Annotated in this window: 14 protein-coding genes; 11 read left to right on the plus strand and 3 right to left on the minus strand. The window is 56.9% G+C overall.

Annotated features, from left to right (window positions below; translation table 11 throughout):
• Window positions 1-74 precede the first annotated feature (74 nt).
• The 7 genes from CAUR_RS12990 to CAUR_RS13020 all read left to right on the plus strand — a co-directional run bounded on the left by CAUR_RS12990 (window position 75) and on the right by CAUR_RS13020 (window position 7,804).
• A complete protein-coding gene (locus CAUR_RS12990) occupies window positions 75-593 on the plus strand; it encodes a rhodanese-like domain-containing protein (RefSeq protein ID WP_012258337.1) in 519 nt (172 codons plus the stop codon).
• The gene (locus tag CAUR_RS12995) at window positions 590-1,411 is read left to right on the plus strand and encodes a PHP domain-containing protein (protein WP_012258338.1); all 822 of its coding nucleotides are present in this window, start codon (window positions 590-592) and stop codon (window positions 1,409-1,411) included. Before CAUR_RS12990 ends, CAUR_RS12995 begins: the two co-directional genes overlap by 4 nt.
• A gap of 2 nt (window positions 1,412-1,413) precedes the next feature.
• Entirely contained in the window at window positions 1,414-2,058 is a 645-nt protein-coding gene (locus tag CAUR_RS13000; RefSeq protein WP_012258339.1) for an NUDIX hydrolase, read from the plus strand.
• A 2,378-nt stretch (window positions 2,059-4,436) separates the two neighbouring features.
• A complete protein-coding gene (locus CAUR_RS13005; RefSeq protein ID WP_012258340.1) occupies window positions 4,437-4,850 on the plus strand; it encodes a DUF4491 family protein in 414 nt (137 codons plus the stop codon).
• Between the two features lie 33 nt (window positions 4,851-4,883).
• Entirely contained in the window at window positions 4,884-5,219 is a 336-nt protein-coding gene (locus tag CAUR_RS13010; protein ID WP_012258341.1) for a DUF4491 family protein, read from the plus strand.
• A gap of 331 nt (window positions 5,220-5,550) precedes the next feature.
• Window positions 5,551-6,132 (plus strand): 5-formyltetrahydrofolate cyclo-ligase, encoded by a 582-nt coding sequence (locus CAUR_RS13015; RefSeq protein ID WP_012258342.1) that lies wholly within the window; start codon window positions 5,551-5,553, stop codon window positions 6,130-6,132.
• Window positions 6,133-6,322: 190 nt separating this feature from the next.
• A complete protein-coding gene (locus tag CAUR_RS13020) occupies window positions 6,323-7,804 on the plus strand; it encodes a nitronate monooxygenase (RefSeq protein ID WP_012258343.1) in 1,482 nt (493 codons plus the stop codon).
• Here the strand turns inward: CAUR_RS13020 and CAUR_RS13025 are convergent.
• Together CAUR_RS13025 and CAUR_RS13030 are read right to left on the minus strand one after the other, a co-directional pair.
• Window positions 7,801-8,790: a TolB-like translocation protein gene (locus tag CAUR_RS13025; RefSeq protein WP_012258344.1), complete on the minus strand. Its 990-nt coding sequence runs from the start codon at window positions 8,788-8,790 to the stop codon at window positions 7,801-7,803. The two genes, CAUR_RS13020 and CAUR_RS13025, sit on opposite strands and share 4 nt — an antisense overlap.
• A 29-nt stretch (window positions 8,791-8,819) precedes the next feature.
• On the minus strand, window positions 8,820-9,791 hold the full coding sequence (locus CAUR_RS13030) for a diacylglycerol/lipid kinase family protein (RefSeq protein ID WP_012258345.1): 972 nt from the start codon (window positions 9,789-9,791) through the stop codon (window positions 8,820-8,822).
• A gap of 133 nt (window positions 9,792-9,924) precedes the next feature.
• Here CAUR_RS13030 and CAUR_RS13035 point away from each other — a divergent pair, with 133 nt between their 5' ends.
• The 4 genes from CAUR_RS13035 to CAUR_RS21765 all read left to right on the plus strand — a co-directional run bounded on the left by CAUR_RS13035 (window position 9,925) and on the right by CAUR_RS21765 (window position 13,064).
• Entirely contained in the window at window positions 9,925-10,110 is a 186-nt protein-coding gene (locus CAUR_RS13035) for a hypothetical protein (protein ID WP_015909230.1), read from the plus strand.
• A gap of 80 nt (window positions 10,111-10,190) precedes the next feature.
• A complete protein-coding gene (locus tag CAUR_RS13040) occupies window positions 10,191-11,051 on the plus strand; it encodes a tyrosine recombinase (RefSeq protein ID WP_012258346.1) in 861 nt (286 codons plus the stop codon).
• Window positions 11,052-11,322: 271 nt separating this feature from the next.
• Complete coding sequence (locus tag CAUR_RS13045) at window positions 11,323-12,942, plus strand: glycine--tRNA ligase (protein WP_012258347.1); 1,620 nt, start codon at window positions 11,323-11,325, stop codon at window positions 12,940-12,942.
• Window positions 12,939-13,064 (plus strand): His/Gly/Thr/Pro-type tRNA ligase C-terminal domain-containing protein, encoded by a 126-nt coding sequence (locus CAUR_RS21765; protein ID WP_083772572.1) that lies wholly within the window; start codon window positions 12,939-12,941, stop codon window positions 13,062-13,064. Before CAUR_RS13045 ends, CAUR_RS21765 begins: the two co-directional genes overlap by 4 nt.
• A gap of 516 nt (window positions 13,065-13,580) precedes the next feature.
• On the opposite strand, the gene CAUR_RS13055 is transcribed toward CAUR_RS21765, so the two are convergent.
• Window positions 13,581-14,513, minus strand: coding sequence for a molybdopterin-dependent oxidoreductase (locus CAUR_RS13055; protein WP_012258348.1), 933 nt, complete (start codon window positions 14,511-14,513; stop codon window positions 13,581-13,583).
• Window positions 14,514-14,527: the final 14 nt, after the last annotated feature.

Raw genomic sequence — 14,527 nt, forward strand, 5'->3', positions numbered from 1 at the left:
AATGACGCAGCGCGTTGGCGGTATCCTGCTTGCATTATAATACGACAAGAACTAGACAAGGCGATGTTTGACGTATGGATAATTTTGAATCACCAGTAACCAGGCAGGCACCGGCCTGGCAATTACCACTCGTGATTGGTGGTATTGTGTTGCTGGCCGGTATCCTGGCTTTTGTTATCACCGGAAACAGTGCTTCAACGCCAGCAGCCGTGCCAACTGTTGTTCCAACGGTGGAGACAGCCCCTGGACACGGCGATCCGGCCAATAGTCCTCCAGCGCCAACGATTTCAGTTGCCGAGGCGTACCAGCGATGGCAGGCCGGCCAGGTCATCTTCGTCGATATGCGGGCCGGTGAGGCATACCAGGCCGGTCATCTGCCCGGTGCATTGAGTCTGGCAACTCCTGATCTCAATCAGCGGCTGGCTGCATTGACTCCTGGAGGGATTATTGTTACCTATGGCGATGCCAGCCGCCCAACAGCCGGTCAGCGGGGGGCGCAAATCTTTCGCGATCTCGGTTACGGGCCGGTAGCAGCGCTCGACGGTGGGATTGAAGCGTGGCAGGCGGCTAATCTGCCATTGGAGCAACCATGATCGATTTACACATTCACACAAATGCAACACCTCATCACGCAACCTGGACACCGGTAGCATTGGCGGTTGCAGCGGCAGCCCAGGGTCTGACCATGATCGCGGTGACCGACCATAACACGACAGCCAATGTGATTACCACGGCCATGGCCGGCATGCATTACGGGGTTCAGGTGGTGAGTGGGGTTGAAATTGATAGTGCCTTCAATGGTAAATTGTGGCATACGCTTGTCTACGCGGTTGATCCGGAGGCACCGTTACTGCTCGACCTGTGCGCCGAGGTGGTTCATCGCAATGCTGCCGATGCTGCGCAGTTGTTGCGTGATCTGGCGGCTGCCGGTTTTGTCATGCCCGGTCTGAGTGATCGTGATCGACCGCCAACCGTCGCCGATGTGGCATTGGTGTTGGCCCGCCACAATGAATTACCGGGCCGGGTGGCCGGTGAAGGCGATGAAGAGGCCGGTATGCGCTTTATCCTGACCCATTTCGCTGCTGCCTACCGACCACTCAGCGTCCAAGAGGTGATCGGGGTGGCACATGATCTGGGGGGGCTGGCAGTACTGGCGCATCCCGGACGGAGCAAAGGCATCTATGCAATACCGGCGACTGATGAAGATATTGCAGCTATGGCCGCGGTTGGTTTGGATGGGATCGAAGTCTTCTATCCAACGCACGACGCAGCCACCCGTGAGCGCCTGCTGGCTGCGGCGGCACGTCACGGCTTGCTGGTTTCTGGGGGGAGTGACTCGCATCATCCCCATCAGACGCTGGCTAGCTGGCCGCGAACTGATGTAACGATCATCGACTATCTCAGCAGGTAATCATGAAACACCATCGCAAAGACACAATGGATTGGCGAGAAGCTTTGTCTCGCCTTCCAGCGCATCATCAAGCCGAAGTTGTCGATCTCGTTGCGGCGTATGGTGCGCCTCGTTACTGCCATGTATACCTCGATGATGGCAGATTCGATCCGTTGCGCAAAACAGATCGGGTTGGCGAAGTGGGGATGGTTATTCGCCGTCCTGATGGCAGCCTGATTGTGGCGCGTAAAACCTATTACCCACCCAATGTGTTTCGTTTGCTCACCGGTGGGATTGGGCCGGATGAGAGCATCAGCACAGCGCTGGCCCGTGAGGTTGCAGAAGAGACGAGTCTCACGGTGCGCATCAATCGATTTCTGAATATTATTACCTATCAAAGTAATGTTGAGATACCGTACTATTTTGTCAGCTATGTCTTCTTACTGGATGAGCTGGCCGGTACGTTGCAGGCGAGCGATCCCAATGAGCAGGTTGACGAATTCCGTACAATACCGCCTGCGGAGTTGGTGAATCTGGCACAGCAGTTGCGACAGCTTTCTGATACGTCCGATCCGGCAATCAGGGGCAAGTGGGCAAGCTGGGGCCGGTTTCGGGCAGTAATGCACGAAGAGTGTGCAGCCTGGATGAATAATGGAATGATTGGGTAATTGCCCGGTGTGCAGCAGCTCTTGCCGGTGAGATGCACCGTGTCTGACTGTGGGCCAGAGAGTTACGTTACCGGGCCGAGTGGAAGGCTGGTTGGTGACGTGCTTTTGGGTGGACCACAGTCGATACGAGCGTGATCGTGATGGCGGTACAGGGCATCGCGCTACTGCTGCCTATTGCTGAAGAGATACGCTCTGTTTTGTGATGTAACATCAAATCTTGAAAAGTACTGCGCACCATTGTTGAGGATACCTTCGCGTCCAGCGCCCTGCGGCGTGATCAGCGTGGTACTGATGCCGCGCCGTGTGGTTCGGGCTTCTAGCCTGAGCTTAAGAATCCCTGGTACCAGGCTCACGTACCGGCACGGGGAAACCACTCTGACTCACACCTGAGCGAAAATGTGGCTGCTGCGGCAGCCACGCTGCCGCACTTCATACCACGCGACACGGGGAATCTGGTCTGGGAAGAGTATCCCCTGCGGAGCGTAAGATGACTCCGTGGGAAGGCTGGTTGGCGTATCCGCGCTCAGGTCGCTGGCGTGATAGTGCGATCCTGAGCGATGATCTCCGTTGAAGCAGACTTGATATGATGGGTAATAGCACCATCCCCGCTCCCGGCCTTTTCATTACCCATAACGCTATAGTTACCATCTGCGCTTCTCATCAGGGGCTATCGCAGCATGCGCTTCCCCGGGCATCACTGCTCGGCACCAGCCCTGTCGTGATGCCGAAGCTATCCGGTTCATCCGTCCGTCGCCGCAGGGATCACCGACGGCAGCCGGATGGACACCGTGGTGGCGGACCTATGCATTACCCACATGTCGCGCTGCGTTAGGTCGGGCTGCAAGCGCTCCCTGTGGAGGCATTCCATCCACCGCCGGCAGGGGCTGGCCATGGCCGCTGGTGCGCAGGCTGGACATCTTCCCCGTGGTCTGATCCAACGGCTACCTTCGCTGCTATCATCCGCTTTCCGTTCGTGACGTAAGACCCACGCGACAGCAGGGCAACGCGATAGTGCCCAGGATCGCGCACGATGAGATAGGTTCGACTGATGAGCGAAGCGGTTGACAACCTGGGTATGGGTGAGGCATAGCGCTGCGCGGGAACGGGGAACGTAGCGGCTGCGATCACCTCTGAACAACCATCCATGGCACGCGATGCAAGACATTCCCATCCACCGCATCCCGTGGATGGTCAGGTGAACGGTACAGGCACCGTCCGTAGGGGCGGGTTCTCAACCCGCCCCTACCGAACCCACCCCTCCACACTACCGGCACCAGCACGCTGTGGGGTAGGCTACCGGCCTGCGCTCAGCCATCCCCATCAGCAGGGGTACGTACTGGCACGGGAGCCCGCTGCAATCCGCGCCGGATCGTGAGCACGGCTGGCGCGGCAGCATGGCTGCCGCACTCCACACTGCGCGCCACGCACATGATGCGCGTGTAAGGCACCCCATTCAGCACGTGATACCACGGCTGGAGCGGCGCACTGCCACCGGGTCAGTCGTCCACAACAGCACCTATGGCGATCATAGCCGCTGATACGCACGTGGTTAACACCAGTTGTGAATGCATAGCGGGGGCGGGAGAGGGGAGGGCAGACGTGTGAGCCAGGGCTTCCTGATAGGGTAGACGTTGTGTTCGATCATCTGTCCTGGTCGTCCGTGAATACCGTCAGGGCCGGGAGCTTGCTTTTGGCTCCTCCCTCCAGCACTGGTACCAGCACCATGCGCGCCGGAGGCGCGCGCTCCTGGCTCCCGGCTGGGGAGCACGTTCGTCATCACTCCCCCGACCCGCTCCGGCACGCGGGCAATGCAGTATGCGAGGTATGGGTAATGCATAGGGTGGTGGACGGGGGTGTCTTGCTGGATAGGGTAGGACCAGGTGCTTCCCAAACGGGCGCTCATCCCCGCCATGGGTGCTGCTGCACCCTGATCGGACATCATCGGGTTTCAGCCGGTGACGATTATCGTCCCGTGGATGGCGGCAGCATCCCGTACCGGCAGTGGTAGGGGCGCACGGCCGTGCGCCCTTACCGGGCACGGTCAGAACATCCCTGGCGGCCTGTGAAACGACCGATACCTCATACCGGCTACCTGCGACATGTAGGTCATGCATATCCCGCTGGGAGCGGGCATCTATGAGATAACCTCATACCTTTTTGATGGGATTGTTATACCTTGGCAGTATCATATCGATGCAAACTCTTGCAGATTATTTGTGAAAAAACGCACTGCAATCACAAAAGACCCCTCTCCGCATTTAGTGTGATGGAAAGTTTCGTTCGGGCAACCCCGTCATTTGCTTCGCTTGACATGGCGCATCTTCCATGGGATACTGCTGAAGATTACTAAGATTTGTGTAGATTTGTGAGGGAATGACATGCTGCAAACGAGTGGTCTCTGGTTAGCAATTGCAACATTTCTCAGCATCTGGTGGGGGCACGTTGGGGTGCGTTGGTTGGAAGCGAAATGTGCCGATATTCGTCCGCCAATGGTCGTCTTGATTATTGCCGGCCTGCTGCTCAACCTGGTGGCCCTCTTCAGCGCGAATGTCACCATCGGTGGTGTATGTAGTGTTGTCGGCATTTCGCTGTGGTGGGATGCGTTCGAGCTAGTGCGTCAGGATCGCCGGGTACGCCACGGCCACGCGCCTGCCAATCCTCACAATCCACGCCATGCCCGGTACCTGGCCGAAGGTCGGGCAACTATCCACGATCCACTCGACCGTGAACCGGGTGAGGCACTGATTCTTCCGCAACAACCGGTGCGCGAGCGTGAACCGGAGACTGTTTAGCCGGCACCATGTGAATGCGACGAGGAGCAAGCTATGTACTGGGAAGGTCTGGCCATCGGTCTGTTTAGTCTAGGTATCATCGGTTTCGGTTTCTTCTGGGTTATCAGAATGGAATATTATCTCGGCTATCTCTGGTGGCCGTATCCGTTGTTGTTCGGGATCGGGATTATCGTGTTATCACTGTTTGTCGCTGATGCCGGCTGGTCGGCCTTACTGGGTGTTACCGGCGCTTCGTTCATCTGGGGCGCTACTGAGTTGAAAGAACAGGCAGTGCGTGCCGAATTGGGCTGGTTTCCGCGTAACCCGAATCCCAAACCACAGCCGCCTTTCGTTGAGATTATCCGGCGGATTAAGGCTCCACACCTGTAGATGAGGTGGATGGTACGATGGAGTCTGCTCTCCGACGTGCGTGCTCTTGAACAGTGCCGTTGTCTGGCGTGCGGAAGTATGTTGCTTCCGCACGCCAGTTTTGCCGACGGCCAGGGTGAGGGATGTGGCAGGCAATGATATAATCCATCGGTAGCGGATAACTTCAGGGTGTAGGCTGAAGCCAGGGTGTTAATCAGGTGTCGCATATTCTGGCTGTGCGACGGGAGAACAGCGGTTAGCTGTTTGTCACTTGCGGCCACTTCAATGAACCGGCTCGTTGCCCGGCACAACAAGCCGGTGGTTGCGAAGATGCCATTGCGCAGGAGTAATCATGACCGACGTTGCCGATCAGAAAGCAGCTCTGCGTGCTCTGATGCAAGCGCGTCGTGATGCGTTAGCTGATCGCGATCAGCGAAGTGTCCGCATTTGTGCACTGGTGCAGTCGCTGCCCGTATTTACGGCGGCCCGGGCAATTCACTGCTACGTTCCAATGCGCTCGGAAGTGGATACCCGGCCTCTCATCGTGGCTGCTTTGGCGGCAGGAAAGGCTGTGGCAGTGCCGGTTGTCGGGGGACAACGAGAGCTTCGTCATAGCTGGATCGCCAGTCTGTCTGAAGAGGATTGGGTGCCTGGCCGGTTTGGTACTCGCCGGCCACGTCGCCTCATGCCTGCGTACCCGGGTGAATGGTCGCTAACGATTGTGCCTTTGCTGGCATTTGATCGCGATCTGTACCGCCTGGGGTATGGTGGTGGCTACTACGATGCGCTGTTGGCAACTGCATCGACCGTCGCTGTTGGTGTGGCCTTTGCCGATCAGGAGGTCGCTGAACTTCCCCGTGAAGCCCACGATTACCCGCTTGATCTGGTCGTCTGCGAGGATGGCATTCGTCGCCGACATGAGCATTACCGGTAGCGATTTCTTATCTGGCATCGTAAGCTGCTCTGCGGTATCATACATCAGAGAGGGCCTGATTTCCGTTGCCGACCGATGAACAGTTCGTTAACCCCGCTTGTTGCTACACGGAAGCAGTTGCTGCCTCTGGGTCGTATCTGGCAGCGATAGTGTTCGTTTGCCTGTTGAAATGTATAAGGAGTGGAGATCGATGCGCGCCAGCGATTTGCCGATGATTATTCAGGGTGGTATGGGTGCCGCCGTTTCCGATTGGCGACTGGCACGGGCGGTTGCAGCCTGTGGTCAGCTCGGTGTTGTCTCTGGTACCGGTATCGATACCATTCTGATTCGGCGTTTGCAGGATGGCGATCCTGATGGCGCTATGCGACGAGCAATGGCGCATTTTCCGATTCCTGGCGTGGCCGAACGTGTGTTAACCGCCTATTTCCGGCCTGATGGTCGTGCCCCAGGTGAGCCTTACGATCTGTTGCCGATGTACAACTTGAAGGTGAGTAAGGAACGGCAGCAGATAGCCATCCTGGCGGCATTTGTTGAGGTGTGGCTGGCGAAAGAGGGTCATGATCGCCCAATTGGCATGAATCTGTTGACCAAGATTCAATTGCCCAACCTTGCGCTGCTCTACGGTGCACTGCTGGCAGGAGTCGATGTGATCATTATGGGAGCGGGTATTCCGCGCGAGATTCCGGCTGCACTCGATGCGCTGGCTGCGCATCTTCCTGCTCGCCTGACTGCCGAGATCGAAGGCGATGAAGGTGCACCTCCTACATACATAACGTTTGATCCGCGTGAACACTGGGCTGGTGAACCACCGCCACTGCGTCGTCCGCTCTTTCTTCCCATCGTCGCCAGTGTTACGCTGGCAACCATGTTCGCACGCAAGATCGCTGGTGTTGATGGATTGGTCATCGAGGGGCCAACCGCAGGCGGTCATAATGCGCCGCCGCGTGGCGAATTGCAGCTAAACGAACGTGGCGAGCCGTTGTATGGGCCGCGTGATCTGGTTGATCCGACAAAGGTTGCAGCCCTTGGCCTACCCTTCTGGCTGGCTGGTGGTACCGCTTCGCCGGAAGGGCTGGCCGCAGCACGGGCTGCCGGGGCGATGGGTATTCAGGTTGGGACGCTGTTTGCCTTCTGTAACGACTCTGGACTGGCCGAACCGCTGCGGCGTTCGGTGCTCGACGCAGCAGCGCGTGGTACGGTTGATGTCTTTACCGATCCGCGCGCATCGCCGACCGGCTACCCGTTCAAGGTGGTACGCTGGGATAACGATCCCGCCCAGGGAGTCCCGCGCCAGCGGATTTGTGACCTGGGTTATTTGCGAACAATGTATCGCACACCAAAAGGGACGATTGGCTATCGCTGTGCCAGTGAACCGATTGCCACCTTTGTGAAGAAGGGTGGTAATCTGTGCGATACCGAGGGTCGGCGGTGCCTGTGCAATGCGTTGATGTCGAATATTGGCGTTGGTCAGGCCCGCGCCGATATTGGTGTCGAACCGCCGTTGCTTACGAGCGGTGATGATTTGCGGCGTCTACCCACCATCTTTGATGTGACGCAGGGCTATTCGGCTGCCGATGTGATAGCGTATCTGCTCGGTCAACGTCCACCGGTTGCGGCCATATCGCTGGCAACGAAGCCGGCTGCGACGGTAGCCGATCAGGTTGGTATCTAGCGCGCCCAGGTCAGCCCACCATCGGCATTGATGGCAAAGTCGGTCGAAAGCCGGCGGGGCGGACTGAGTTGCAGAGTGTCGCCAGCGATGGCTACTTCGGCGAGGTAGAGATCAAACCCACGCCCGCCGGGTGGGATTGCCAGAAATGCCAGTGTTTTACCGTCGGGCGCAAAAGCCGGTGATCGCGCAGAACCGATGTCGGTGAGGCGAATCGGCGAACCGCCGTTGGCCGGCATTGCGTATAGATCGCTACCGCCATTAATGCCAACGGCAAAAACCAGCCAGGTACCATCGGGACTGAGAGCCGGATCGTATGCTGGTGTTGGTGCTCCTGGTAATGGCGTAGCCTGATTGTTGCTAATGCGGAAGAGTTGCTGCTGACCATCGCTGCCGAGCGGGGTACGCACAACGATAAAATCGCCGGAGGGCAGCACGACACTTTTGCCCAGATGAGCGTTGGCGTCACTAAACACAACCTGCTGCCGGCCATTCACATCGTAGCGCACAATGGCGAGGGGCGCATCGGCTGGCGGATCGCCAACGGGGGGCGCTATTTGGGCGGATACCAGGACGCCACTTCCGTCAGGGAGCCAGGTCGGATAAAATGCCCATTTCGCACTGTACACTCTCTCGATGCTACCGGGCGGTGCTGCCGGCTCGTTGCGGGTCAGTTGCGCGAGCATTGCCCCCGCGGTATCAGTAATTACCAGATCACTTGCACCAGCATGCAAGACGATGCAGGCTATCTGGTTGCCGGTTGGATTGAAAGCCGGTTGGGTTACCGGTGGATTGATTAAGCGACGCGCTGTGCGACCTTCCCACAACCAGATACCATCGTCACGACTAAAGAGCAGACGACCGCTCAAGGTGTCGCCTTGCAGGGCTGGAGGGGGCGTTGGGGTGCTGGGGCTGGAAGGTGTCGCACACGCGGCAAGCAGGCAAACCAGCAATACAAGGACATAATGAACTGGTAGTCGTCGTTGCATAGTTCTGTCTATTTTGGTGAATGTAGTGCTCAGATATCAATCCGACGACGCAGCCAGGCCAGTAATCGTTGTGGCCAGCGTTTGGCCCCAGGCGGTGGCTGCTGAATCAGATCATCGGGCAGATCGGGTGGGAGGAGGGCGCGCAACGCTGATGGGACGACGGTGAAGCGCAGCGGTGTAACCCCAATCGGATCACCATCGACCTGCACCGGTAACGGGCGCTGGGTGATGACCTCAATGGTATGAGCGCGATAATAGGCAATATCGGGATTCAGGCTAAACCGACGGCGCAAGATTGCAATCAGGTGACCAATCGCGTTAATTCCGTTATCCCCTTTAATCACGCAGACATCCAGTAACCCGTCGTCAATGCTGGCACGATGCGTGATTTTCACCAACCCGCCGTACAATTGGGAATTACCGATCACAATCATCAACACTCGCGCTTTAATCTGACGACCATCGAGCCAGATACGGGCACGAGTGCCACGAATGCGCATCACCTCTTCAATCCCACGCATCACATACGCCAATGCGCCAAATCGTCGCTTCTCGTCGGGCCGGACATTCGCGGTGATGGCGGCGTCAAACCCAATACCGGCCATCAGCAGAAAATAGCGATCACCGGCACGTCCCAGATCAATCGGACGCGGTGACCACGAGCAGAGTTTCTGGGCTGCGGCGCGTGGCTGAAGCGGTAACCCCAACTCGCGTGCCCACACGTTCATCGTACCTAGTGGCAGCGTAGCCAGAATTGTCTGGCTGCCTGCCAGACCATTAACTACTTCATTGATGGTGCCGTCACCACCGGCAGCAACCACCAGATCGTAACCGTTGTTGGCTGCCAGGCTGGCTAATCGTCGACCATCACCAGGGCCATTGGTCGGTTGTAATTCAACTGTCCAACCTTGTTCGCGCCAGACCTGTGCTGCTGCTTCCAGTTCAGCCTCCAGTTGTTCAGCGTGGCCGGCTGTCGGGTTGAAGACAATCAATGTACGCATGGACTGTTTCTCTCTCTGTTCAACAAGCTATGGTCAGTATATCAGAATCTGGTATGGTACCATCGTCCTGGATGACGCCTGGATAACGCATGGTACAATAGGTGGGCAACGTGAAAGGTATAGGAGGTCACTGATGAGTCAATCGCCGTCGGTACAACCTCGGCTTCAGCAAGAGCGGGTGTCACAGCAGCAGATCTGCCGTCCACAACCTGCCGATGATGATGAACGCGAGTGCCCTGCCTGCCAGGCGCAGATGCAGCGCTGGGCCGGATTTTATCGCTGTCAGCGCTGTGGGTTCAAAGAGAGCTGCTGCTTTTGAATTGACACACCGTCAGCTTTCCATTACCATACACGGTACTCTAAGACCTTCCATTAGCCTTCAATGAGCAGGCAAGACTCATGAACCAGTATGTAGCGCAATTCCTTGCTTATATAGCCGACGAACGCAAGATGTCGGCCAACACGACCATCGCCTATCGTACCGATCTTGATCAGCTTTGTGCGTTTCTCCACGAGCGCGGGATTGAACACTGGTCAGACGTCGACAGTGAGACGATGATGGCGTTCGTGATCAATCTCAAAGAGAAGCGGTACGCCAACTCAACGATGGCGCGTCGTTTGGCGGCGATCAAGTCGTTCTTCTCATTTCTGAAAGAGCGTAACGTTATTCATCATGATCCTACCGATCAACTCGATGCACCGCGGGTTGATCGGTTCCCGCCACGTGCTATTTCTCAGCATCAGGTTGATGAATTGCTGGAGGTGCCGCTACAAAACGGTACACCCGAAGGGATCCGCGACAAGGCAATGCTTGAAGTCTTGTACGCTACCGGTATGCGGGTAAGCGAGTTGGTTGCATTAAATGTTGATGATGTCGCTTTTGATCACAGAACGGTGCGTTGTCGGGGGCGCCAGGGGCGGGAACGGACAATCCCGCTGAGTGATCCGGCATTGACTGCGCTGGAGGAGTATCTTGACATTGCCCGTCCACAACTGGCGCGCCAGGCTCCTGATGATCCGGAAGCACTGTTTTTAAATCATCGTGGTAAACGGTTGACCCGTCAGGGCTTCTGGTTGATTCTTAAGACGTATGCCGAACAGGTTGGTATGCACGATTTGACGCCGCATATGTTGCGTCATTCGTTCGCGGCCCATCAATTGCGGAACGGTGTTGATCTGCGCGAATTGCAAGAGCGCCTGGGCCACGCTTCGATTGCTACGACGCAGATGTATGCACACCTTGCCGAGGAGTCGTCTTGATATAATGGTTGCGAGTTGCTACTGCGTGTGCTATACTCGCAGCACATCGGCGATGATCCGGAGGAGTACGTCGCGACGGGCGCACAGCGAACTAGGGACGGTGCGAGCCTGGTGGCCCTGAATGGCGGAACGGCGCCGGGGAGCTGAATCGTGATTGAGGTGAGCGACTACGGTCGCTAACCGGGGTGGAACCGCGCGTCAGAGTGATGCGTCCCCGGGCGCTTCGGCGCCCGGTTTTTTGTTGTCAGACGTTGCGCAAAGGAGGAATATCGTGCCGGCTACATCACTTGATCAGATCGTGGCGCTGGCCAAGCGTCGTGGTTTTATCTTCCCCAGCAGCGAGATTTATGGTGGGTTACAGGGTGTGTACGATTACGGCCCCCTTGGCGTGGAGTTGAAGAATAATATCATTGCTGATTGGTGGCGAACAAACGTCTACGAACGCGATGACATGGAAGGTCTTGATGCGGCCATTCTGATGAATCGGCTGGTCTGGAAATATTCCGGTCATGAAGAGACTTTCAACGATCCCCTGGTTGATTGCCGGAACTGTAAAATGCGCTGGCGGGCCGACCATATTCAGGGTGTTTGTCCCAACTGTGGCTCACGCGATCTGACCGAACCGCGCCCCTTCAATATGATGTTTCGGACCCAGATCGGGCCGGTGGCTGACAGCGGCTCGTTTGCCTATTTGCGCCCGGAAACGGCGCAGGGGATTTTCGTCAACTTTGCCAATGTCCTGACGACCTCGGCGCGGAAGTTGCCGTTTGGGATTGCGCAGGTTGGGAAAGCCTTCCGCAATGAGATCAATCCACGCAATTTTCTCTTCCGGGTTCGCGAATTTGAGCAGATGGAGATCGAGTATTTCGTGATGCCCGGTACCGATGAAGAGTGGCATCAACGCTGGCTTGAAGCCCGCCTGGCCTGGTGGGAGCAGATCGGTATTCCGCGTAGTCGGATTACTATCTACGATGTGCCGACTGCTGAGCTGGCCCATTACTCGAAGCGGACGTTCGATTTGATGTATGAGTATCCCAACATCGGCGTGCAAGAGATTGAGGGGATTGCGAATCGAACTGACTACGATCTCGGCTCCCACAGCAAAGATCAGGCGCAGCTCAATCTGACCGCACGTGTGAATCACAACGAAGATAGCATTGCCCGCCTGACCTACTTCGATCAGGCCAGTGGTCGCCATGTGGTGCCTTACGTCATCGAGCCGTCGGCTGGGGTTGGCCGGTGTATGCTGGCTGTGATGTGCGAGGGGTATGCAGAGGAGCTGACGAAAGCGATTCCCGGCGAGAAACTGGCCGCGGTCGGTGAGGCGCTCAATGCGTTTCTCAAGTCGGTTGGTCGCAGCGAGAAGTTGAGCGGCGAAGCCCGCGATGCGATTCTGGCCCGTGGCGAAGAGCTTACCCAGGCGCTGGCCGAACGCTTACCTGAAGTTGAGCAGTTACTGGCGATGCCCGGTGCCGATCAGATCGAACTGGGTAAGAAATTACGTGGCCAGGCGCAGCCATTGATCGACGAGCACTATCGCACAGTTCTGCGCCTCAAGCCACGCCTGGCGCCGATCAAGGTTGCCGTCTTTCCGTTGAAGCGCAACCACGAAGAGATTGTCGCTACCGCCAAAGCGGTGCGCCGACAGTTGCAGGCCGGCGGTAGGATGCGCACGATCTACGATGATACCGGTGCGATTGGCAAACTCTACCGTCGTCAGGACGAAATCGGGACACCGTTCTGTATCACGGTTGACTTCGATACGATTGGTCAGGGTAAAGACCCGGCCCTGGCCGGTACCGTTACCGTCCGTGACCGCGACACTATGGCGCAGGAACGGGTACCAATTGCCGAATTAGAGGCGTATCTGCGTGATAGAGTAAGCGCGTGACCGTTCGTAAAGACCCGACCCTGGCCGGTACCGTTACCGTCCGTGATCGCGACACTATGGCGCAGGAACGGGTACCAATTGCCGAATTAGAGGCGTATCTGCGTGATAGAGTAAGCGCGTGACCGTTCGTATGCCGTCAGCCAATTTTGGGTGAAGGTACTCCCCCGGCTTGCAGGTATTCGCGAGCCGGGGGAGTGGTGAGAGGCCGATCAGCCTACCCCCTTGTCGCACGGACGGCAGCCCGTGTTCCAACTACGTGGATACGGGGCTTCTGTTCAGTGATAGGCGCAAGAATCACCACCTGAATGTTACCACTCAGCTTAGACCGAATTGTATCAACTCTTGCTCAACGATGAGCATCGTTCAAGTGTCATACCTGTGTTGAGGTGTCACTAAACGTGCCGCCAGCGATCAACAGGTGGGTCATTGTGGGTATAGACTCAGAACAACCTGATGCGGCGACAAGGTAGGGGCACAGCATGCCGTGCCCCTACCTCCTAATCATCAATCATGACAGCTCTTGTTCATAGACGTGCATCGTGCAGGTGCGACACCAGGGTGATGATTGGATAGCGCGTGCTTTCTCTGCTACCAGATGTGGTGTTAATTCGTGAATAATGCCATCACCCCGTTGCTTCTCACGAACTCCTCACGTCAATCTGCCAGCGTCGCACTGCACTCTGACCACTATTGTCACTGACACGAACAGCAAGCAGATGCGTTCCACTCGAAGCTGACCAGCGAAATGAGAAACGTCGCCAGGCGCGTGGCCCCAGGTTTTGGTCGAGGGTGGCTGTCTGCCAGGGACCTTCGTCGATGGAAATGTCTACCTGGGCAACACCACGTGCGGCCGACCATGCCGCGCCGCGCAGGGTGGTATATCTGGCAGGCCTGAGCACACCATTAGGGAGATTGAAGAGGCAACAATCAATTGCCAGTGATCCATCGACATGGGCTGCTGCCGGTGCCCTTTCTGGTGAAAGGAGCGTAATCTGCGCAATCCATTTCAGCCAGTAAGCGCTGCTCCATCCCGGTACAATCAGTCGTACCGGGCCGCCGTGCAGGGGTGGTAGTGGCTGACCATTGATCGCATACGCCAGCATGCCATCTTGCCAGAGTTTGCTGAGTGGCAAATAACGCACCATCGGTTGGGGGCCGTAGCTCCAACAGGCGGCGAACCCGGCCTGGGGCTTCATGCCTGCTGCTTCGAGAAACAGTGCTACCGGTGCACCGATCCATTCGACATTCGCAATCGAGGCGTAACCTTCAGCAATCTGCGACCTGCCAATGAGTGCGGCGAAGAAGCTACTGGTTGGTTCCCTGAACAAATCGCTAAAACCAATAGTCAACGGATGCCGTACCAGACCATCGATTGTCAGTTCCCAATGCTTCCTGGATAGAGAGGGAATGGGCTGGTGATTGCATACAAATAACCGCTCTACCGGCGTCACCGCCTCGTCAAGAATTGCAAGTGGTGGCAAGAGGTTTGGCGGCTCTTCGCAGGTGACCTGCATCCGATAGTCTTTGGAAAGCGTGCCTTCCTTTGGTAAGGGAATCGTGTCAAGTGACATAGCGTATGTCCAGA

The sequence above is a fragment of the Chloroflexus aurantiacus J-10-fl genome, assembly GCF_000018865.1.
Taxonomy (GTDB): Bacteria; Chloroflexota; Chloroflexia; order Chloroflexales; family Chloroflexaceae; genus Chloroflexus; species Chloroflexus aurantiacus.

Excerpts from the sequence above, each read along its gene's own strand:
- CAUR_RS12990 (WP_012258337.1), top strand. The coding sequence starts at position 75 with ATGGATAATTTTGAATCACCAGTAACCAGGCAGGCACCGGCCTGGCAA.
- CAUR_RS12995 (WP_012258338.1), top strand. The coding sequence starts at position 590 with ATGATCGATTTACACATTCACACAAATGCAACACCTCATCACGCAACC.
- CAUR_RS13000 (WP_012258339.1), top strand. The coding sequence starts at position 1,414 with ATGAAACACCATCGCAAAGACACAATGGATTGGCGAGAAGCTTTGTCT.
- CAUR_RS13005 (WP_012258340.1), top strand. The coding sequence starts at position 4,437 with ATGCTGCAAACGAGTGGTCTCTGGTTAGCAATTGCAACATTTCTCAGC.
- CAUR_RS13010 (WP_012258341.1), top strand. The coding sequence starts at position 4,884 with ATGTACTGGGAAGGTCTGGCCATCGGTCTGTTTAGTCTAGGTATCATC.
- CAUR_RS13015 (WP_012258342.1), top strand. The coding sequence starts at position 5,551 with ATGACCGACGTTGCCGATCAGAAAGCAGCTCTGCGTGCTCTGATGCAA.
- CAUR_RS13020 (WP_012258343.1), top strand. The coding sequence starts at position 6,323 with ATGCGCGCCAGCGATTTGCCGATGATTATTCAGGGTGGTATGGGTGCC.
- CAUR_RS13025 (WP_012258344.1), bottom strand. The coding sequence starts at position 8,790 with ATGCAACGACGACTACCAGTTCATTATGTCCTTGTATTGCTGGTTTGC.
- CAUR_RS13030 (WP_012258345.1), bottom strand. The coding sequence starts at position 9,791 with ATGCGTACATTGATTGTCTTCAACCCGACAGCCGGCCACGCTGAACAA.
- CAUR_RS13035 (WP_015909230.1), top strand. The coding sequence starts at position 9,925 with ATGAGTCAATCGCCGTCGGTACAACCTCGGCTTCAGCAAGAGCGGGTG.
- CAUR_RS13040 (WP_012258346.1), top strand. The coding sequence starts at position 10,191 with ATGAACCAGTATGTAGCGCAATTCCTTGCTTATATAGCCGACGAACGC.
- CAUR_RS13055 (WP_012258348.1), bottom strand. The coding sequence starts at position 14,513 with ATGTCACTTGACACGATTCCCTTACCAAAGGAAGGCACGCTTTCCAAA.